At 63.7% G+C, this 20,830-nt stretch carries 19 protein-coding genes, 2 pseudogenes and 1 riboswitch; of the genes and pseudogenes, 3 read left to right on the top strand and 18 right to left on the bottom strand.

Annotated elements, in window-relative coordinates:
* Positions 1-79: 79 nt before the first annotated feature.
* The 4 genes and pseudogenes from AC788_RS02655 to AC788_RS22115 form a co-directional block, all read right to left on the bottom strand.
* Positions 80-2,296, bottom strand: coding sequence for a TonB-dependent siderophore receptor (locus AC788_RS02655; RefSeq protein WP_049859081.1), 2,217 nt, complete (start codon positions 2,294-2,296; stop codon positions 80-82).
* Between the two features lie 407 nt (positions 2,297-2,703).
* Complete coding sequence (gene msrA / locus AC788_RS02650; protein ID WP_049859080.1) at positions 2,704-3,210, bottom strand: peptide-methionine (S)-S-oxide reductase MsrA; 507 nt, start codon at positions 3,208-3,210, stop codon at positions 2,704-2,706.
* A gap of 69 nt (positions 3,211-3,279) precedes the next feature.
* Positions 3,280-3,711, bottom strand: a pseudogene (locus AC788_RS22120) (methyl-accepting chemotaxis protein); the annotation flags it as partial.
* Between the two features lie 99 nt (positions 3,712-3,810).
* Positions 3,811-4,497: pseudogene (locus AC788_RS22115) on the bottom strand (PAS domain-containing protein); the annotation flags it as partial.
* 875 nt (positions 4,498-5,372) lie between these two features.
* Between AC788_RS22115 and AC788_RS02640 the strand changes: the two are divergent.
* A complete protein-coding gene (locus tag AC788_RS02640; protein WP_049859078.1) occupies positions 5,373-5,594 on the top strand; it encodes a hypothetical protein in 222 nt (73 codons plus the stop codon).
* A gap of 428 nt (positions 5,595-6,022) precedes the next feature.
* Positions 6,023-7,285 (top strand): OmpP1/FadL family transporter, encoded by a 1,263-nt coding sequence (locus AC788_RS02635; protein ID WP_049859077.1) that lies wholly within the window; start codon positions 6,023-6,025, stop codon positions 7,283-7,285.
* A 55-nt stretch (positions 7,286-7,340) separates the two neighbouring features.
* Here AC788_RS02635 and AC788_RS22030 read toward each other — a convergent pair whose 3' ends face one another.
* From AC788_RS22030 to cobO, 12 genes are all read right to left on the bottom strand, one after another.
* The gene (locus AC788_RS22030; protein ID WP_269082549.1) at positions 7,341-7,466 is read right to left on the bottom strand and encodes a hypothetical protein; all 126 of its coding nucleotides are present in this window, start codon (positions 7,464-7,466) and stop codon (positions 7,341-7,343) included.
* Positions 7,463-8,671: an MFS transporter gene (locus tag AC788_RS02630; protein ID WP_049859076.1), complete on the bottom strand. Its 1,209-nt coding sequence runs from the start codon at positions 8,669-8,671 to the stop codon at positions 7,463-7,465. The genes AC788_RS22030 and AC788_RS02630 overlap by 4 nt, the downstream gene beginning before the upstream one ends.
* Positions 8,672-8,768: 97 nt before the next feature.
* On the bottom strand, positions 8,769-9,488 hold the full coding sequence (locus AC788_RS02625) for an adenosylcobinamide-GDP ribazoletransferase (RefSeq protein WP_049859075.1): 720 nt from the start codon (positions 9,486-9,488) through the stop codon (positions 8,769-8,771).
* A gap of 2 nt (positions 9,489-9,490) precedes the next feature.
* On the bottom strand, positions 9,491-10,063 hold the full coding sequence (gene cobC, locus AC788_RS02620) for an alpha-ribazole phosphatase family protein (protein ID WP_049859074.1): 573 nt from the start codon (positions 10,061-10,063) through the stop codon (positions 9,491-9,493).
* Positions 10,060-11,115 (bottom strand): nicotinate-nucleotide--dimethylbenzimidazole phosphoribosyltransferase, encoded by a 1,056-nt coding sequence (cobT, locus tag AC788_RS02615; RefSeq protein WP_049859073.1) that lies wholly within the window; start codon positions 11,113-11,115, stop codon positions 10,060-10,062. The genes cobC and cobT overlap by 4 nt, the downstream gene beginning before the upstream one ends.
* Entirely contained in the window at positions 11,112-11,633 is a 522-nt protein-coding gene (gene cobU, locus AC788_RS02610; RefSeq protein WP_049859072.1) for a bifunctional adenosylcobinamide kinase/adenosylcobinamide-phosphate guanylyltransferase, read from the bottom strand. Before cobU ends, cobT begins: the two co-directional genes overlap by 4 nt.
* Position 11,634: 1 nt before the next feature.
* Positions 11,635-13,101, bottom strand: coding sequence for a cobyric acid synthase (locus AC788_RS02605; RefSeq protein ID WP_049859071.1), 1,467 nt, complete (start codon positions 13,099-13,101; stop codon positions 11,635-11,637).
* Complete coding sequence (gene cobD, locus AC788_RS02600; RefSeq protein WP_049859070.1) at positions 13,098-14,090, bottom strand: threonine-phosphate decarboxylase CobD; 993 nt, start codon at positions 14,088-14,090, stop codon at positions 13,098-13,100. Before cobD ends, AC788_RS02605 begins: the two co-directional genes overlap by 4 nt.
* Complete coding sequence (gene cbiB, locus AC788_RS02595; RefSeq protein ID WP_161804288.1) at positions 14,083-14,976, bottom strand: adenosylcobinamide-phosphate synthase CbiB; 894 nt, start codon at positions 14,974-14,976, stop codon at positions 14,083-14,085. Before cbiB ends, cobD begins: the two co-directional genes overlap by 8 nt.
* Before the next feature lie 11 nt (positions 14,977-14,987).
* Positions 14,988-15,635 (bottom strand): 5,6-dimethylbenzimidazole synthase, encoded by a 648-nt coding sequence (gene bluB / locus AC788_RS02590; protein WP_049859068.1) that lies wholly within the window; start codon positions 15,633-15,635, stop codon positions 14,988-14,990.
* Complete coding sequence (locus tag AC788_RS02585) at positions 15,632-16,966, bottom strand: cobyrinate a,c-diamide synthase (RefSeq protein ID WP_049859067.1); 1,335 nt, start codon at positions 16,964-16,966, stop codon at positions 15,632-15,634. Before AC788_RS02585 ends, bluB begins: the two co-directional genes overlap by 4 nt.
* On the bottom strand, positions 16,963-17,574 hold the full coding sequence (gene cobO / locus AC788_RS02580; RefSeq protein ID WP_049859066.1) for a cob(I)yrinic acid a,c-diamide adenosyltransferase: 612 nt from the start codon (positions 17,572-17,574) through the stop codon (positions 16,963-16,965). Before cobO ends, AC788_RS02585 begins: the two co-directional genes overlap by 4 nt.
* Positions 17,575-17,737: 163 nt before the next feature.
* Positions 17,738-17,958, bottom strand: a riboswitch (cobalamin riboswitch).
* Positions 17,959-18,078: 120 nt separating this feature from the next.
* On the opposite strand from cobO, the gene AC788_RS02575 reads away from it, so the two are divergent.
* A complete protein-coding gene (locus AC788_RS02575; RefSeq protein WP_049859065.1) occupies positions 18,079-19,392 on the top strand; it encodes a PQQ-dependent sugar dehydrogenase in 1,314 nt (437 codons plus the stop codon).
* 39 nt (positions 19,393-19,431) lie between these two features.
* On the opposite strand, the gene AC788_RS02570 is transcribed toward AC788_RS02575, so the two are convergent.
* Positions 19,432-19,977 (bottom strand): C40 family peptidase, encoded by a 546-nt coding sequence (locus AC788_RS02570; RefSeq protein ID WP_049859064.1) that lies wholly within the window; start codon positions 19,975-19,977, stop codon positions 19,432-19,434.
* Positions 19,978-20,085: 108 nt separating this feature from the next.
* Positions 20,086-20,721: a C40 family peptidase gene (locus AC788_RS02565; protein WP_049859063.1), complete on the bottom strand. Its 636-nt coding sequence runs from the start codon at positions 20,719-20,721 to the stop codon at positions 20,086-20,088.
* Positions 20,722-20,830: the final 109 nt, after the last annotated feature.

The raw sequence follows: 20,830 nt of genomic DNA, 5'->3' as shown, positions 1-20,830 counted from the left end.
GGAACCGAATGCAGTCGTGAATGTCTGCACGCCTTGAACAAAGCAGGCGCATTGCACGCCTGCCCGATCGATCACCGTCTCAGAGCGACCATTTCAATGAGAGCATGACGTTGCGCGGGTCGCCATAAGTGCCACTGCCCGTGGCGGTGGGGATGCCCTGCCAATACCTTTCATCCAGCACGTTGTTGAAGTTCACCCGAGCGTCCCAGTGTTCGTCGAAGCGGTAACCGGCCATCAGACCCAAGACCGCATAGGCGTCCTGTTCGGCATGCCCGGTGCCCACACGGCCATAGGAAGCGCTTTGCGCGAGCACATCGGCGCCGATACGGAGCTTGTCCAGTGCGCCTTCGAACTCATAGGTCGTCGCAGCCTTGAACAGATGCTTGGGCTGGTTCGGGGCAAACAGATTGCCTTTCTCATACGTGCGGTCTTTCACGTACTGGCTGAGTACGAGGGTGTAGGCCGCCGAAAATTGCCAGTTGGGCAAGAAGGCGCCACTGATCTCCGTGTCAAGCCCGCGACTGCGTACCTCTCCGGCCGCCTCGTAACAGGTGCGGTTGGTCGCCCGACAGCTGGCCGGCTGATCGGCAATCGCGTAGGCACGGTTCTGCTGAGTCATGTCGAACGCGGCCACCGACGCATTCAGGCCGCCGTCGAAGTACTCACCCTTGATACCGATTTCGTAGCTTTCACCGGTCATCGGGTCCAACACCGAGCCACCGACATCCTGTTGCGTCTGCGGCTTGAAGATCTCGGTGTAGCTGGCGTACACCGAGTAGGTGTCGTTCAGGTCATAGATCACACCGGCGTAGGGGGTGACTTCCTGAGTCACCTTGTAGTCGCCAATCGCCGAGCGGTTATCGTAGTCGTACCAACTGACCCGACTACCGACGATGATATGCAGCGGGTCCAGAGGGTTGAAGCGCGCCGCGGCGTAGATGCCCTTTTCCGTCGCCGTGTTCTTGCTTTCATAGAGGCGATAGTCGCTGCGAGTGCGCGACGGCTTGGAAATGACGCCCGGATCGAAATTGTAGATGTCGATGGGCGTGGAGTTGTTCCAGTAGCCACCGGTCTGGTCGAACTTCTCCTGACGGCGGCTCGCACCGACGGTCAATTGATGCTCCCGGCCGAAGAGTTGGAAGGGGCCAGCCAGGGAGGCATCCACATTGGTCTGCACGTCGGTGGTGTCGTACGCACCTGTAGCCTGCCCGTAGACGCCATTGCGCGGTGCCGTCAGGTAGCTGGAAAAGGTGTTGGACTCCGCCCAGATCTTCGCGGCGGCAGCCTTGGCCGTCCAACCGTTGTCGAAGCGATGGGTGACATCAGTGAATACGCTGACGTTGTCCCGATCCCAATACGCCCAGTCGTTGCTCAGGAACGTGGAGCGAGACAGGTGCAGGTCTTCGCCATTCGGACCGGACGGCAGACTGCCCCAGTCCGAAGTCGCATCGTCACGCTGCTTGGAAGCGCCCAGGGTCCAGGTCGTGGCATCGCTTAGGTCGGCCTCGAAGACCCCATAGAACGTCTGACGCTGCTTCTCGCGCTCATCGATGTAGCTGTTGCCGTCTTCGTAGGCGGCCACAACGCGGCCACGCAGGGTGCCGGAAGCGTTGAGCCGGTTAGAAGCATCCACTTGAGTTCGGTAGCGATCCCATGTGCCAGCACTGGTGGTGATGCTGACCTGGGGCGTAGCAGTGGGACGCTTGCGCACCAGGTTCAGGGTCGCCGACGGGCTACCAGCCCCGGTCATCAGGCCGGTGGCGCCGCGCACCACTTCAACCCGGTCATACAGGGCCAGGTCTGCCCCCGCGATGGTATCCAGAGTGAACTGGCCAATGCTGGTTGGCAGACCGTCGTACATGATGTTGTCGATAGAAAAACCGCGCGCCTGGAACGCCTGACGATCGCCGCCGAACTTGCGCAACGTGATACCCGGCGCGTACTTGACCACATCATTGAGGTCATTCATGCCCTGGTCATCCATGCGTTGGCGCGTGATGACGCTGACCGACTGTGGCGTTTCACGGATCGACAGCGGCAGCTTGGTCGCGGTGCTCATGCTGCCCGTGGTGTAGGAACCGGAGTGCTCAGTGGTGCTCGTGCCGGCAATGGAACTGCTGGTGGCAGACACGGCTGTCGCGCCCAGCTCGATCGCTGCGCCATTGGACACTGTGTCTGTCGACGCCCCGCCCACAGGTTGTGCCGATGAACCTTCAGGCATCGGAGCAGCGTGGGCCAGGCCGGCGATTGACAGGGAAATGCAGAGCGCAATGGGGCGCAACGGAAATTGATTCATGGCATGACCTCAGGAATCCACACAAGGCGGTCCGCCCCCCCCGGGCGAAGACTCGAATGCGGGCTGTAGGAAACCTCGCAAACTTGTGTGCGAAACCGCGTTGAATGCGGAAGCGCGGCAAGGCTATGCAAATGTAAAAAATATGTAAACGATAATTAATCACGCCTGACAGGGATTCGCGCTTGACATACGCAAGCGTCTGAAGCCTTTGACTCGCGCTTGCAGTGGACGCAGGTGTGGGAATCAGTAGCGCGATCGCACACACATCGCCTGAAAGGCGCAGCGGGGGCGGGCTGTGGCGGGAGGGGATAAAATCAAGGGGACTTGCGACAGCAAACGCCCCGCCCTGGCACGCACCAAGGTCGGGGAATTATGTCTGGATGTGTCTAACTTTGGAGATGTACCGCTCAGCCGCGCGCAGGAAGCTTCCAGTTCGGCCGTATGAAATGGCAGGTATAGCCGTTGGGAATACGCTCCAGGTAGTCCTGATGCTCGGGCTCGGCTTCCCAGAAATCACCCGCCGGGGCCAGTTCGGTCACGCCCTTGCCAGGCCACAGATCCGAGGCGTCGACATCGGCGATGGTCTCCAGCGCCACACGCTGCTGTTCTTCACTGGTGTAGAAGATTGCCGAACGGTAGCTCAGGCCCACGGCGTTGCCTTGGCGGTTGGCAGTGGACGGGTCATGGATCTGGAAGAAAAACTCGAGGATCTGGCGGTAGCTGATCACGCTGGGATCGAAAACGATCTCGATGGCTTCAGCGTGAGTGCCATGGTTGCGGTAGGTGGCGTTGGGCACATCGCCCCCGCTGTACCCGACCCGCGTTTTCAGGACGCCTGGATAACGACGAATCAGGTCCTGCATGCCCCAGAAGCAGCCACCCGCCAGCAGAGCGGTTTCGGTCTGGACTGTCATATCGATTACCTTCGCTGAATGAACGTCGCCCATTCTAATACAACCGTCGCGAAGGCGCCGTACAGGCCGTCAGAGGTTGGTGAAACGAGCGACCGCCTCCACCACCTTTTTTGCCCCATCCTGGATTTCGACGATCACGTCACCGGCCTGCCCGGCCAGTTGAACGCCCTGCTCGGCCTGCAGCCTGCTGTTGGCCATGTCGCGTACCGTGCCATCGACCAGCGCCTGGTTCTGCTGAACCACCGCGGCGATCTCGTCGGTCGCGGTGCTGGTGCGCCCCGCCAACTGCCGGACTTCATCGGCCACCACGGCGAACCCACGCCCCTGCTCGCCGGCACGGGCCGCTTCGATGGCGGCGTTCAAGGCCAGCAGGTTGGTCTGTTGCGCGATGCTGCTGATGGTCTGGATGATCGAACTGATCAGCAGCGACTGCTTGCCCAGCGCCTCCACACCGCTTGCCGCCGACTGCATGTCGTCGGCGATCTTGCGCATGGTCTGCACTGTATCGGTCACCACCACCGCGCCCCGCTGTGCGCTGGTGTCGGTACTGCGCGAGATATCGTAGGCAGTCTGCGCCGCCTGGTTGACTTCGGCCTCGCGCTCGACCTGATCGGTGACCACGGTGGCAAACTTGACCACCTTGTAGAGCTTGCCTTCGGTGTCGTAGACCGGGTTGTAGGTCGCTTCCAACCAGATGGTGCGACCCATGCTGTCCAGGCGCTTGAAGCGTCCGGCCATGAACTCGCCGCGGTTGAGGCTCGCCCAGAACTCGCCGTAGCTGGGAGCGTTGGCATCCTCGCTGTGGCAAAACATGCGATGGTGTTTGCCTTGCACCTGCGCCAGGGTATAGCCCATGCCGCGCATGAACTGATCGTTGGCCGACAGCACGTTGCCTTTCAGATCGAATTCGATGACCGCCGTGGACCGCAGCAAGGCGTCGATGAACGAGGCGTTTTCCGCGGCCTTCTCCATGCTCTGGGTGACATCGGTTGCAAAGCACTTGATGTGCATGAGCACACCCGCCGCGTTTCTGATGGGTTTCCAGTGGGCGTTGACCCAGACCAGGCTGCCATCGGCCTTGAGGTAGCGATAGTTGTCGGACACCGACGTACCCGCTGCCACCGCCGAGCGGAAGTTGTTATAGCAAGGCAGCTTGGTCACGTAACTGGGAACCAGCTCGGTCATCAACCGGCCCACCAGCTGCGCCTCGGTATAGCCCAGGGTGGTGGCGAACAATTCGTTGCAGGCAATGATGCGCAGCGACGTATCGATGTCGAGGCTGAGCATTTCATTCGTCATGCCGGCGACCAGTTGGCGCAGCTCCACCAGTTCGTCGGCCTGGGCGCTGAGTTGCTGTTTGAGTTTATTGTTGAACATAGGGCACCGGCATCAGGGTCATGTGCACGTTATCGGCGGTATCTCGCCAGGGTTTAGGCGGTCACGGTAAATGTTCTTGCTGCCAGGCGAGCTGATCCCGTGCTAGAGCGGGCCGTCGGGACAATCCACAGAAGCTGTGGATAAGTCAGTGGACAACACCCCCCCGCCCCTCGCAAACCCGTATGGAATGGGGCCTGAAGTCAAACTGTCGATTTTTTCACCAACTCGAAAAGACGTTTTTTTTCATTGACTTAAGCGACTGATAACGAGTAGCCATGATCCAGGAGTGCTTGGCAGGCCCTGCAGACACCTCTTCGTACACAGGCGGCCCTCAACGCTTCGTTTGCATCTGCATCGGCGTCATAGTGCATTTTTTTGCAAAAGAGCTTGCGTAGTCTGCGCCGGCTGCGATAGTCTTCGACCCGTTAGTACCAAGCTGAAAGTCAATTCAGGTCGACCACCCTGTTCACACGGGATCGACCAACATGATGGTCTCCAGGTAACGCCCCCCGACTTGCGAACAAGTCCGGCATCAAGCGAATTACTCTGCCCCGACCAACCTACGATTGATCAGGATCTGCTTCCAGGGCCATGAACCTCAGCCCGGAATGTTGCCTGCCCTCCTAAGTACCTACCAGTCAGTCCAACAGCCATATCAAAGCGGCGCTGTTCACTGGCTGTCTTGTTCCAGACAGGTTCTTCGCCCGGCCAAAAGGCCCGCGTCACTGGAACGTTTTTATCGATCACGGCTCCAAGTCGTGACCATTGCAGGAACACACAACAACATGACTCATATCCAGACCCAGGATGCTATCCGCACCCTCACCCACGCCTTCGCTCCGATGAACTGCCTGATCATGGCAGCACGCAAAGGCTGCTTCAGCTTCACCATCGTCAACGAGCACGGCATTGCCCGTCACAGCGAGCGTCTGTACCCGGAACAGTATTCCAGTGCAGAACCGCTGCAGGCCGTGATCGAACGCACGCGTCAGGCACTGGTTGCCTGATCGCCGCGGCGTCGCACGAAAAGCCCCGACATCCGGGGCTTTTTCTTGCCCGGGATTTGACCTTCGGCGCATGGCATTGCGGCCATTTGTGACGACCAACTGTAAACGCAAGTTACCGCACACCTGTCTTGGATTGAACCCTTTGTGGAACCGAAGGTCGGGCCCGGCGTAATTCTGACGTCAGTTCTTTTTTCCTGAATGCAACCCCAAGTGACCGGTCTAGACGGCTCGACCTGACCTGCCAGATGCCCGTTAGTGCCCGCAGCACGGGCACCACAGGTACAGGCAGCATGCAGAACGGATTTGAACGCTCGCGAAATCTGGTCGGATTGTCCTACAAAACCGCTCTAGCCGGAGTGTTTCAGGCTATAGCGTTGCGATCAAAATGTTGGTAGCTTGCGCCTCAGTGCCCCCCTAGAGTTAAAACAATGAAAAGACTAATGCTCAAGACCACTCTCGGCCTCGCTGTCACTCTGGCATCCGGCCAACTCTTCGCTGCCGGCTTCGCCCTCAACGAACAAAGCATCAGCGGCATGGGCACCGGCTTCGCCGGGCGCTCGTCATCCGCCGAAGACGCCAGCACCGTCTATGGCAACCCGGCCGGCATGTCGCGTATCAAGCGTGAGCAGGTCAGCGTCGGCGCCGCAGCCATCGTCGCCAAGACCGACCTCAGCGGACGCGGGACCTTCGGCGGCAGCAACGACGGCGACATGGTGCCGTTCGTTGGCGTTCCGATGGGCTACTACGTCAAGCCGCTGGATGACAACTGGACCGTCGGTCTGGGCCTCTACGCCCCGTTCGGCCTGGTCACCGACTATGAAAGCGGCTTCGCTGGCCGCTACTGGGCTGACAAGAGCCATGTGGCCGTCGTCACCCTGCAGCCCACCATCAGCTATGCCTTCAACGACCGCGTCTCGATCGGCTTCGGCCCGACCATCAACCGCCTCGAAGGCGAGCTGACGTCGGCCACGCTGAACCGCGCCACACCCGGCCGCAACGACGGCGAAGTCAAGATCAAGGGCGACGACACCGCCGTGGGCTTCAACGTCGGCGTGCTCGTGCAGGCCACTGACGACACCCGCCTGGGCCTGACCTACCACTCCAAGGTCAAGTACAAGCTCGATGGCCATACCAAGGTCGAGGGCTCAGGTTTCGGGCCGTTCAACGGCAGCAAGTACGACGCCTCGCTGGACATCGACACGCCTGAGTCGGTGGACTTCTCGGTCACCCACGAGCTCAACCAGGACTGGACCCTGTACGCAGGCAGCACCTGGACCCGCTGGAGTCGCCTGAAGGAAATTTCGGTCGAGAACGACGGCGTGCCTGCACTGCTGCGTTCCTCGATCGGCACCATCACCGAAGAGCAGAACTGGCATGACACCTGGTCCCATGCCGTGGGCGCCGCCTATAAGCTGAACAAGCAGTGGACGTTGCGCACAGGGTTCTCGGTTGACCAGTCGCCGACCAACAACACCAACCGCTCGCCACGCATCCCGACGGGTGATCGCGCCATTCTCAGCTTTGGTGCTGGATGGAGCCCGACCGACGACCTGACCTTCGACTTCGCCTATTCCTACCTGAAGGAAGAAGACACGAAGATCAATCTGGTCAGCGCCACCAAGGGTGCCTACCAGGCCAAGTACGAGAACAGCGCACATGGCTTCGGCACTTCCGTGACCTATCGCTTCTGATCGATCGGTTCACAGCAAAAGCCCCGACACGTTCGGGGCTTTTTCATGTTCAGGCTCAGCACAGGCTCATGTTCAACTGCAGCAAGGCCAGACCGCCCTGCTGCCATCCCCACCACGCCAGCCCCAACAGCCCCAGCAGCACAGCCACCACAGCCAGTTGCAGACTTCGCAACCTGTTCATGCTGTCGCACCCTGCGCTTGCAGCCGTGCAACAGGCCGCTCGCGCACCGGCCAATTGAGCGCTCCTGCAAGCAGGCTCAGGGCAATCGACAACTGCCAGACCAGGTCATAGCTGCCGGTCTGGTCGTACACCAGGCCGCCCAGCCAGCCGCCGAGAAACGCTCCCAACTGGTGAAAGAGAAACACGATGCCACCGAGCATCGACAGGTTGCGCACGCCGAACAGGGTCGCCACCGTGCCATTGGTCAATGGAACCGTGGACAGCCAGAGCAAGCCCATCGCCATGCCGAACAGGCAGGCGCTGAAGGTCGTCACCGGGAACCACAGAAACAGCACGATCACCACGGCGCGCAGCAGGTACAACGCGGTGAGCAAGCGCGGCTTGGACATGCGACCGCCCAGCCAGCCGGCGGTGTAGGTGCCGACAATGTTGAACAGGCCGATGAGTGCTAGCACGGTGGTGCCCACGCTCGCGGGAAGGTGCTGATCGACCAGATAGGAAGGCAGGTGCACGCCGATGAACACCACCTGGAAACCACAGACGAAAAAGCCCAGCGCCAACAGCCAGAAGCCCGAGTGACTGCAGGCTTCGCGCAGCGCCTGGCCCAGGGTCTGCTCAGGACCCTGGCTCGGCAGTGGTCGGTCTTTGAGCAGGCGCACCAGCGGCACGATGAGCGCTACCAGCACGCCCATCACCAGCAAGGCCGCGGACCAGCCCAGCCAACTGATGAGGCCGAGGGTGCCTGGTAGCATCGCGAACTGGCCGAACGAGCCGGCCGCGCTGGCGATGCCCATGCCCATGCTGCGGTGCTCGGCTGGCAGGGCTCGCCCGACCACCCCCAGGATTACCGAGAAGGACGTGCCGGAAAGCCCCAGACCGATCAGCAGACCTGCGCTGAGGGTCAGGCTCAGCTCGGAATTGGCCAGGCCCATGCAGCCCAGGCCGACCGCATAGAGCACACCACCCAGCGCCACCACTCGCCCGGCGCCGAAGCGGTCAGCCAAGGCGCCGGCGAAGGGCTGGGCCAGTCCCCAGATCAGGTTCTGCAGGGCAATGGCCAGGGCGAACACGCCTCGCCCCCAACCGAATTCTGCGCTCATGGGCGCCAGAAACAGGCCGAAGCCGTGACGAATGCCCAGGGACAGGGCGAGGATCAACGCTGCGCCGAGCAGCACCCAGCCGCTGGTACGCCATACCGATGTCATTATTGTGTGCTCCGGGCAGGAAGGGACAGGCTGCCCGATTGTATGCCTGTTCAGCGCTGACAGGCAGCATCCCGTGCACGGCCATGGAGGGTGATGTCTACAGCGCGGCGACGAGCAGCACCAGCAGTTCAAGCAATTCGAGCATGGCACCGGCGGTGTCACCCGTGGTGCCACCCAGGCGCCGGATCATCTGGCGTCGCAATGCCCAAAAGCCCACCAGCACCCACAGGCTGATCCAGACCCCACAGAACCCCAGACTGGCGAGCGCGACAGCGCCCAATACCCAACCCCCGGCACGGCGTGGCAAGTGGTCGGCCAACGCCTGGCCCAGCCCACCGGCACGCACGTACGGCGTGCTCATGAACAGGCCGAGCATGGCGGCTCGCGCCAGCACCGGAGCCAGGACCAGAGCGGCCTGCTGGCCCTGTTCGAGCAAGGCCAGCAGCGCGCAGAACTTGACCAGCAGCACCAGCACCAGGGTGACCACGGCCATGGGTCCGCTGCGCGGGTCTTTCATGATCAGCAAGGTGCGCTCGCGGTCGCCGAATCCACCCAGCCAGGCATCGGCGCTGTCCGCCAGGCCGTCCAGATGCAACCCGCCGCTGAGCACCACCCACAGCGTCAGCAGCAACGCCGCATGCAGAAGTATCGACGTTCCAGCGAGCAGAGCGTTGGCAGCCCACAAGAGTGCGCCAAACAGCAACCCCACGGCCGGATAGAACAACAGCGAACGGCCCGACGCCTGGGCACTGGGCATGCCAGGCAAACGCACTGGCAGACTGCTTAGAAACTGCAGGGCGATCCAGAAGGGCAGCATGCTCAGGACCGCTCGCTCAAGCGGCCGTCGGCCGCCATCGTCACGCTGAACAAGGCACCGTGGCCGACCTCGACCTGGAGCAGCTGTTCGCGTGGCAGCCCGCGCGCTTCGGCCAGCAGCAGGCGCATGACTCCACCGTGCACCACCAGCAGCAACCGCTCGCCCGGATACTGCAGGTGCAGCCTGCTCAACGCGGCATGGATGCGCGCGGAGAAATCCAGCATGGGCTCGCCGTCGGGCGGCGTGAACGCATAGGGATCGTTCCAGAACAGGCCCAGGCCGGCTTCATCGGTCTGCATCAACTGCGCTGCACTCAGCCCTTCCCAGGCACCGAAGTGCAGCTCTTGCAAACCGGCGTCGACGCTCAGCGGCAGCCCGCGTTGTTCGGCCAGCACCTGGGCAAAGCGTGCGCAGCGCTGCAGTGGCGAGCTGACGATCCGGTCCCAGCCGGAGCGCTCGGCGATTGCCGCATGCAACTGCGCCCAGCCGCGTTCGGTCAGGGCATCGTCGAGGCTGCCGCGAAAGCCGCCGATCTCGGTTTCGCCATGGCGCAGCAGGTCCAGGTGCAGGGTCATGCCGGGCGATCCGCCACGGCGGCTTCGGCGAAGGTCGCCATCTGCCCGTGCAGGTCGCACGCCAGGCGCAACAGCGGCACCGCCAGTGCCGCACCGCTGCCCTCACCCAGACGCAAGCCAAGCTGCAACAACGGTTGCCCGTCGAGCGCCGCAAGTACGTGACGATGGCCCGGCTCGGCGCCGTTGTGCGCGAACAGCAGCCAAGGCCGAATGGACGGATTCAACTGCACCGCCACCAGCGCAGCGACGCTGCAGATGAAGCCGTCGACCAGGACCGCAATGCCCTCCTGAGCACAGGCCAGGTAGGCGCCGACCAGCGCGGCGACTTCGAAGCCGCCGAAGCAGAACAAGCGTTGCAAAGGCTCGTCGGGCAGGTCGGCGTGAACCTGCAAGGCCCGTTCGATGACCTGCACCTTGTGCGCCACACCGACAGCGTCCAGGCCCGTGCCCGGCCCTGCCAGGTCGGCCACCGCGCACGCCAGGGACGCACAGGCCAGGGCGGTGGCGGACGTCGTGTTGCCGATGCCCATTTCACCGCCGATGAACAGTTCGCTGCCGCCGGCCTTGGCTCGCAACACGCTGTCGCGACCGGCCTGCAGTGCCTGCAGGCCTTGCTCGAAGCTCATCGCTGGAGCTTCGATGAAATTGCGCGTACCGGCGGCGATGCGTACATGCTGCACGCCGGGCAGATCGTTGAGTGGCGTGGCGGTCCCCAGGTCCACGATTTCCAGGCGCGCCGCCAAGCGACGGGCCAATACGCTGATGGCCGCCCCACCATTGACGAAGTTGTGCACCATCTGCGCGGTGACTTCCTGCGGATAGGGTGAGACACCCTCGGCGACGATGCCGTGATCGGCAGCGAACACCGTGATCCAGACCTGTTCGACCGAAGGTTTGAGTCGACCTTGCAGCGCCGCCAGTTGCACGGCGGTCTGCTCGAGCGCGCCCAGCGAGCCGGCTGGCTTGGTCAACTGCTGCTGACGCTCCAGCGCTTGGCGATGAACGTTCGCATCGGGTGCACGGGCAGTTTGCAGCCACCAGGCTGAGTTCATAACGCAGGTCCTTTCAGTATCATGGGGAGGCCGGCCACCGTGAACACCACTCGCTCGCAACGTTCGGCCAGCGCCTGGTGCAGCAGGCCGGCCTCGTCGACGAAGCGCCGGGTCAGCTCGCCCAAGGGCACCACGCCCAGGCCGGTTTCGTTGCTCACGAAGAGGATCTCACCCGGCAGGCTGGATAAGGTGTCAAGCAGCGCCTCGCGCTCTGCGTTCAGACGCTGTGCATCGTCGAGCATGAGCAGGTTGGTCAACCACAGGGTCAGGCAATCGACCAGCAGACAGCGATCCGCCCGCGCCTGGCTGCGCAGCACTTGTGCCAGGGCCAAGGGCTCTTCCACCAGCCCCCAGTGATCGGGACGACGTGCACGGTGCAAAGCCACACGTTGGTCGAGCTCGCCGTCCAGCGGTTGGCTGGTCGCGATGTAGATCACCTCGAGCTGGCTGTCGGCAGCCAGGCGTTCGGCCAGGCGGCTCTTGCCCGAGCGGGCGCCACCCAGAATCAGTTGCAGCATGTCAGTCACTCCCGCCGGGCAGGCTACACAGTTCACGCAGGCGAGCGGTGTCCAGATGCCGCTCGACCAGATCGGCCAGGCGCTCGATGTCCGCTTCGCGCAGCGCGTGGTAGTCCACCGATTGCACGTCGGCGAGCCCCGCCCAGCGCAGCAGTGCCACGGACGACTGCGGCGCTTCGAACAGTCCATGCAGGTATGTGCCCAGGATCTGCCCGTCCGCGCTGATCGCGCCGTCGCACCGACCATCACTGAGCTGCACGGCCGGACGCTCAAGTGCCGCGCCGACGGTGACGCCGGCGTGAATCTCGTAGCCGCTGACGGCAGCCTGTTCGAGGCTCAGTCGGCCAGTGACGTTGCGCAACTGTTTTTCCGCATGCAATTGGGTGGTGAACTCCAGCAGGCCCAGGCCTGCACTGGAACCGGCGGCGCCTTCGAGCCCCAAGGGGTCATCGATGCGCGTGCCAAGCATCTGCAGGCCGCCGCAGATCCCCAGCACCTTGCCGCCGTAACGCAGGTGACGGTTGATCGCCTCTTCCCAACCCTGGGCCCTGAGGTGCGCCAGATCGGCGCGCACGCTCTTGGAGCCGGGCAGGATGATCAGGTCAGCCGAGGGGATATTGTCACCTGCGCCGATGAACTGCAGGTCGACCTGCGGGTGCAGGCGCAGCGGATCGAAATCGGTGTGGTTGCTGATGCGCGGCAGCACCGGCACGACCACCTTGAGCACGGTGTCGGCCTTGCCCGACTGACGCCGATCCAGGCCGTCTTCGGCTTCCAGGTGCAGGTCCATGACGTAGGGCAGCACACCGATCACCGGCTTGCCGGTGCGGGCTTCCAGCCAATCCAGGCCAGGTTGGAGCAAGGCGATGTCGCCACGAAAGCGATTGATGATGAAGCCCTGCACTCGGGCCTGCTCACTGGGAGACAGCAATTCCAGGGTGCCGACCAGATGAGCGAAGACGCCGCCACGATTGATATCGGCGATCAGCAGAACCGGGCAGTCGACCGCTTCGGCAAAGCCCATGTTGGCGATGTCGCCGGCGCGCAGGTTGATCTCGGCCGGCGACCCGGCGCCTTCGACCATCACCACATCATACGTGTCGTTCAAACGCTGGTGCGATGCCAGTACCGCCTGCATCGCGATGGCCTTGTAGTCGTGATAGGCGACCGCGTTCATGGTGGTCACGGCACGGCCGTGAATGATCACCTGGGCACCGGTGTCGCTGTTGGGCTTGAGCAACACCGGGTTCATGTCGGTGTGCGGCTCAAGGTACGCGGCCTGGGCCTGCACGGCCTGGGCGCGACCGATCTCGCCGCCGTCGGCGGTCACCGCGCTGTTGAGGGCCATGTTCTGCGGCTTGAACGGCACCACGGCGACACCCTGGCGGGTCAGCCAGCGGCACAGCGCGGTGACCAGGGTGCTTTTGCCGGCATCGGACGTCGTGCCCTGGACCATCAATGTGCTCATGCCAAGTGCTCCCGATAGTCGCTCAGGGCAGCTTCGAGTCGCGCCCAGTGATCCTCTTCGGCTGGCAGGCCGAAGCGCAGGCGGCTGTCCTGTTTGAACAGCCTTACCAGAATGCCACGCTGGGCCAGAAACCCCTGCAGGTGCTCGGCCTGCGCGCACGATACCGACTGGAACAGCGCGCAGCCGCCCTGAGGCGCCAGGCCGTGATGTTGCAGGCACCGCAGCAGGCGCTCACTGGCCTGCGCGCAGCGGGCAATCTGGGCACGCTGTGCAGCCTCGTCTAGCAGGCACGCCTGGCCCAATCGTCGTGTCGGACCGCTGACGGCCCAGGGCCCGATCAGCTCGGCCAGCGACCGCAGCAGGCACGGCTCGCCCAGAACGAAGCCCAGGCGCACGCCCGCCAGGCCGAAGAACTTGCCGAACGAGCGCAGCACGATCAGTCCGGGCTGAACACCGTGCCTTGCCAGACTGCCCTGCGGCGTGTTGTCCATGAAGGCCTCGTCAACCACCAGCCACCCGCCGCGACAGTTCAACCGGGCGTTCCAGGCCAACAGCCGCTCGGTGGACAGCAACCGCCCGGTCGGGTTGTTCGGGTTGACCACAACCAGCACGTCGAGGCTGTCGATGAAGTGCTCGACTTCCTCTTCGTTGAGTTCCCGCACCACATGCCCGGCCTGGCGCCAGCCTTCGGCGTGTTCGGCGTAACACGGCGACAGCACCCCTACCCGACCGCTGCGACGCAGGCGTGGCAGTGTCTGGATCGCCGCCTGCGAACCCGGCACCGGCAGCACGTGCTGGAAACCGTAATAGCCGCGTGCAGCGTCTTCCAGGCCGTCGTCGTTTTCCGGCAGCCGGGCCCAGGCACGGAGTGCGATGTCGGGAATGGGGAACGCCCAGGGGGCAATACCGGTGGACAGGTCGACCCAGTCCGCTTCGGCAATGCCGTAATCGAGCACTGCCTGGCGCAAGCGCCCTCCGTGTTCAAGCATCGATCAAGCCTCCCAGGCACAGTACCAGCAGCCATAGCCAGACGCCGTGCCGAACCAGAGCCCAACCGCGCTCGATGGCGTCGGCATCGGCCGGCACGCCTTCGCCCAGCACGGCGCGCTCATGCAGTTCACCTTGGTAGATCGCCGGGCCACCCAGTTGCACACCGAGCGCGCCGGCGCCTGCCGCCATCACCGGGCCGGCGTTGGGGCTGTCCCACTGCGGTGCCTGTTGGCGCCAGCAACGCAGGGCCGGGCGGGTCTTGCCCAGGACCGCGTAGGTGAGCGCGACCAGGCGCGCCGGAATGTAGTTGAGCACGTCGTCGATTCGCGCCGCGGCCCAGCCAAAGCGTTCGAAACGTTCGTTGCGATAGCCCCACATGGCGTCCAGCGTATTGCTCAGCCGGTAGAGAACGACCCCAGGGGCGCCGGCCACGACGAACCAGAAGATGGCCGCGAACACGGCGTCACTTCCGTTTTCCAGCACCGATTCGGTACCGGCGCGGGCCACCGCTTCGGCGTCGAGCGCTTCGGTCTGGCGGCTGACCAGGTAGCCGACCCGCTGACGCGCAGCGTCCAGGTCGTCGCTGCGCAGCGCCTGGGCCACGGGCATCACGTGCTCACCCAGGCTGCGCATGCCCAGCGCCAGGTACAGCGCGAAAATCTCGACCAGCCAGCCCACCAGCGGCAGCCAGGACAGCACCGTGGCCAGCAGGGTCAAGGGCACCACAGCCAGGAACCAGGCGGTGACGCCGTGGCTGCGCCAGCCACGCCCGGCGCGGTTGAAGCGTGTTTCGATGCGATTGGCCAGACGGCCGAAAGCCACCAGCGGATGGTGCTTGCGCGGCTCGCCCAGCAGGGCATCGAGCGCCACCCCGGCGACCGTCATCAACGCAATACTCACAACGATGTTCCCCACTGGTTTTCGTACAGCATCTGTTCGAGTGGCTGGCCTGCTGCCCAGCCCTGCAGTTCCAGCATGGGCGCTTCGTAGAATTGCTCGACCGGCCCCAGGCACAGCACCGCCACCGGCTTGGCCCCGGCGGGCATGCCCAGCACCTCGGCCAGGGCCTGGGGATCGAACAGCGATACCCAACCCATGCCCAGGCCTTCGGCGCGTGCGGCCAGCCACAGGTTCTGGATGGCGCAGGAGACCGAGGCCAGGTCCATTTCCGGCAAGGTCCGGCGGCCGAACACATGGCGCTCGCGATCGTCCATCAGCGCGGCTACCAGCACCTCGGCGCAGTCATTGATGCCCTCGACCTTGAGTTGCATGAACTGGTCGGAGCGCTCGCCCATGGCCTGCGCGGTGCGAAGCCGCTCCTCCTCGACCAGGGCCTGGATGCGGCCGCGCAAGGCCCGGTCGCTGATGCGGACAAAGCGCCACGGTTGCATCAGCCCGACACTGGGCCCTTGATGGGCAGCCGCCAGTAAGCAGGCGAGCAGCGCGGGAGGCACGCTGCCGCCGATGAAGTGGCGCATGTCGCGGCGTTCGGCAATGACACGGTAGATGGCGGCGCGCTCGCTGTCGCTGTAGGGCTCGTTCATGACGCGTCCCGATGCTCGGTTGCACGCGCGCAATCAGCGGGGGCGAACAGCCCTGCCACCGCCGCCGGATTGGACGGGAAATAGAAATGCACGTAAGAGGCCGTCATCCGCCCCTGGCGGTAAACCGCCTCGGCGCCACGACCGCCATTGGGGCTCACGCCACGCGCGATCGGCTGCAGTTCGGTACTGGTCAGCGAATGGTGGTAGGTGTGCCCGCGCAGGACGCCCTCAGGCAGCTCGACCGCCTGCAACGCGAGGGCGGCCAGGCGTTTCTGCATGACCGCCTCGCCCGGCAGCAACCCCAGCAGCTCGGCGCGGGCGCCGTCGACATCGGTCAGCGCGTCGAGCAGGTAGAGCATGCCGCCGCATTCGGCCAACAGCGGTTTGTCCGCTGCGTGATGGGCACGAATGTCGGCGAGCATCGAAGTATTGGCGGCGAGCGCTAGGTGATGCAGCTCCGGGTAGCCGCCGGGCAGGTAAAGGCTGTCGCACGCGGGCAGGTGCGCATCGTGCAGCGGCGAGAAGAACACCAGCTCGGCGCCCATGTCGCGTAGTACATCGAGGCTGGCGTCATAGACGAAGGCGAAAGCGGCATCGCGGGCCACGGCGATGCGCACGCCGTCGAGGAGGCGCGCAACTGGGTGTTCGACCGGGACGGCGAACGTGACCGCGGGCGGCAAGGCCACCTGGCACGTCTGCGCAAGGGCCGCAGCCGCGGCATCCAGACGGGTGTCCAGATCGTTGAGCTCGCTGGCCTGCACCAACCCCAGATGGCGGCTGGGCAATTCGATCCCGGTTTCCCGGGACAAGGCCCCGTACCAGCGCAGCCCCTGGGTCAGGCTGCCTTCGAGCAACTGCGCATGGCGCACGGTGCCGACACGGTTGGCCAGGACGCCGGCAAACGGCAGGTCGGGCTGGTAACAGGCCAGACCCAGCGCCAGGGCGCCGAAAGTCTGCGCCATGGCCGTGCCGTCGATCACCGCCAGCACGGGAACACCGAAATGGCGCGCCAGGTCAGCGCTCGAGGGTGTACCGTCGAACAGCCCCATGACGCCCTCGATGAGGATGATGTCGGCTTCCTCGGCCGCTTCCCACAGCAGCCGCCGGCTGTCCTGCTCGCCGACCATCCACATGTCCAATTGATAGACCGGAGCGCCGCTGGCCCTGGCCAGGATCATCGGATCGAGAAAATCCGGGCCGCACTTGAACACCCGTACGCAGCGGCCCTGATTGCGATGCAGGCGCGCCAGAGCGGCGGTGACGGTGGTCTTGCCCTGCCCGGAGGCCGGCGCGGCGATCAGCACCGCCGGGCACTGGCGCGGTTCGGTCATAGCTCGATGCCCTTCTGGGCACGGATGCCGGCCTGGAAAGCATGCTTGATCATGCCCATTTCGGTCACCGTGTCGGCCAGCTCGATCAGCTCGGGCTTGGCGCCACGACCGGTGACGATCACATGCTGCATGGGGGGACGCGCCTGCAGATCGCTCAGCACGGTGTCCAGGTCGAGATACCCGTGCTTGAGCGCGATATTGAGTTCGTCGAGCACTACCAGGCCAATGGCTGGATCGCGCAGCAGTTGCCTGGAGACTTCCCAGGCTGCTTCGGCGGCCGCGATGTCACGCTGGCGATCCTGGGTTTCCCAGGTGAAACCTTCGCCCATCACGTGGTAGCGCACCTGCTCGGGAAAGCGCCGGAAGAACAGCTCCTCGCCGGTGCTGTTGCGCCCCTTGATGAACTGCACCACGCCGCACTGCAGGTCGTGGCCCATGGCCCGCGCGAGCATGCCGAAAGCCGAGCTGCTCTTGCCCTTGCCGTTGCCGCTGAGCACCAGCAGCAAGCCACATTGGTTGGGGGAGTTGGCGATGCGTTCGTCGATCACGGCTTTCTTGCGCAGCATACGCGCCAGGTGACGGGCGTCGCGCTCGGCTGTTTCGTTCATGGTGGCTCTCCGCTACACCTGCGCGCAGGCGGCATCGACGCGACACCGTGGCCGACTGGCCGGACAGTGAACGTCAATGCCGCTCTCCCCGCGCGACAGAAGATGGATCAGGGCACGCCCCAGGCCCACGCCATCGTGGGATGAACGCAGGTTCTGCAACGAGCCGTAAAAAGTGCACCAGGCCGGTCTCCGGGCTCACGAGCGGGGTCTGTACACCCAGGCGACACGCCTTCCCGAATCGCTTCAGTGGCATCGTGTGCAGCCTTGACTCGTCTACCGTTGCGGGGGCAGCGCCGGCATGGCACGTAGACGCTGCGCACCGGCTTCCCTGTTTCACCCGGGTCGATCGCCTGATCGCCGAGCACCTGGAACAGCCGCGCAGGTTAGAGGGTTGCGCCCGGAGCGTCAATTGATCCACCACCGCTGCTGACGGACAACGCGGTTGAACCTTGCCCAGGCCCGGTGCCTCTACCCTGTGTGAACAAAACCTCAGAGAGCCCGACCATGCACAAGACCCGCCTCGCTACATTGATCCTGCTGGCAGCCGGCCTCGCCGCCTGTGGTGAAACGTCATCGTTGCAGGTCAGCGACGGGACCGGGCCCTCGCCCAAACTGCCCGAGCCCAACAAGACCCTGATCCCCACCGTAAACATCGCACCGGCCGTAGGCTGGGCCGAAGGGGGCAAGCCCACAGCGGCGCCCGGTACTCAAGTAGCCGCCTTCGCCGCGGACCTGGACCACCCCCGCTGGCTCTACGTGCTGCCCAACGGTGACGTGCTGGTGGCTGAAACCAACTCCCCGGCCAAGCCGGACGACAGCAAAGGCATACGTGGCTTCGTCATGGAGAAGGTGATGAGCCGCGCCGGCGCGGGCGTGCCCAGCGCCAACCGGATTTCCCTGTTGCGCGACAAGGACGGTGACGGTGTGGCCGAAACCCGCACGGTCTTCATCGCCAACCTCAACTCGCCCTTCGGCATGACCCTGGTCGGCAACGATTTCTATGTGGCGGACACTGACAAGCTGCTGCGCTTTAAGTACACCGACGGCGCCACCTCGATCAGCGGCGCTGGCGAGAAAGTCGTCGACCTGCCGGGCGGCACGCTCAACCACCACTGGACCAAGAATGTCATTGCCAGCCCCGACGGCAAGAAGCTCTACGTCACCGTCGGCTCGAACAGCAACGTTGGCGAAAACGGCATGGACCAGGAACAGGGTCGTGCAGCGATCTGGGAAGTGGACGCTGCCACCGGCCAGCACCGCATCTTCGCCTCGGGTTTGCGCAACCCCAACGGCATGGCCTGGGAACCGAAGACCGGCAAGCTGTGGACAGCCGTGAACGAACGTGACGAAATCGGCAGCGACCTGGTGCCCGACTACATCACCTCGGTCAAGGACGGCGGTTTCTATGGCTGGCCCTACAGTTATTACGGCCAGCATGTAGATGTGCGCGTCGAGCCGCAGAACCCTGAACTGGTGGCCAAGGCCATTGCTCCCGATTACGCAGTCGGCCCGCACACCGCTTCGCTGGGTCTGAGTTTCGCCGACGGCAGCGGCTTGCCCGCACCTTTCACCACCGGCGCCCTGATCGGCCAGCATGGTTCCTGGAACCGCAAGCCGCACAGTGGTTACAAGGTGGTGTTCGTACCGTTCGTGGACGGCAAGCCGAGCGGTCAGCCGATCGATCTGCTGAGCGGCTTTCTCAATTCAGACGAGAAGGCCATGGGTCGCCCGGTCGCGGTATTGCCCGATCACAAGGGTGGAGTGCTGGTTGCAGACGATGTGGGCAACAAGATCTGGCGAGTCACTGCCGCCAAGTGATCTGGATTGAACAGGGCGAGGAAACTCGCCCTGTTGCCGTCACGGGTTGCGGGCCAACTGGCCGGGTTGCAGCACCCGCTTGGCGTTGAGGTAGGCTTTCTGCCAATAGGGCTTGTTCAGGTAATCGAGCTTGACCGTACCGCCACTCGACGGTGCGTGCACGAAGCGTCCCTCACCCACATAGATCCCCGCGTGGCTGACCTGCGAGCCGCCGCTGGTGGCGAAGAACACCAGATCACCGGACTGCAGGTGGGACTGGTCGACATCGGGGGAGCGCATGACGATCATTTCCCGAGTCGAGCGCGGCAACGCGATACCGGCGGCGTCGCGGTAGACGAAGCTGATCAGGCCGCTGCAGTCGAAGCCCGAGTCGGGTGTATTACCCCCCCAGCGGTACGGTGTACCTACCAATCCCAATGCCCGAAACAGCACGTCGTCGGCAGCGCCGACCATGTCGTTGTTGGGGTTCTTGACGATCGGGTTGATGACCTTGGGCCTCACCACTTTGGCCGGAGGCGCGCTGGCGCACCCAGCGAGGATGGCGGCCATTGCGATTGAAGCGAAAACGCGTGCCTGGGTAGACATGTACCGAACCATCCTGAGCCAACTGCCGTAATAGACTAGATTCATTACCCGAAAACACAAACGGCGCTGAGGTTTTCACCTCACCGCCGCTTTGTTGCGCTGCGTCTGTTATTTGCTGGAGATCATCGTGGCAGGCGCCATGGCCAAGGCCCGCTTGGCCTCGATGAAGGTCTTGCTCCAGTAGCTGTCGCCCAGGCTGTCGACTCGTACACCACCGCTGCGGCGGCTGCTGGAGTGAATGAACTGGTCATCACCCAGGTAGATACCGGCATGGCTGACACGACCGCGGCCATTGGTGCTGAAGAACAGCAGATCACCTGGCTTGAGCTTGTTGCGTGCGACCAGAGGCGCCTTGACGTTGATCATTTCGCGAGTCGATCGCGGCAGGTTCATGCCCGCCTCTTCGCGAAACAGATAACCGATGAAACCGCTGCAATCGAAACCGGACGCCTTGTCGGTGCCACCGAAACGATAGCGGGTGCCGATCAGGGACTTGCCACGTTCCAGAATGCTGTCGGCCAGGATCGGCAAGCTGTAGGCCTTGCTGCCGTCGAACTGGGCCAGTTCGTCTTCGGTGGCGATTTCGTCTTCGAAAACCAGCGAGGCCTTCGAGGGGGATTGATGCGGCTGGACGGCGGTGACCGGGTCCAGGACCTGCTGCTGGGAGACCGGGGCTTGCGCCGCGCAACCGACCAGAAGGGTCAACAGTGCGATGGGCACGAGGGGTGCTAAGCGATTGAGCATGGGCACGACCGTGACAAGGAATAGTTGAGAAGTGGCGACTATACCCGTCTGGCGATTATTTGCAAATTCAATCGAACGAAATGTGACTCCGGAGAATTATGCTGACATC

It is taken from the genome of Pseudomonas sp. RIT-PI-a, from assembly GCF_001187875.1.
GTDB classification, from domain to species: Bacteria; Pseudomonadota; Gammaproteobacteria; order Pseudomonadales; family Pseudomonadaceae; genus Aquipseudomonas; species Aquipseudomonas coleopterorum.
This window is presented reverse-complemented; position numbering and strand designations above follow the sequence as displayed.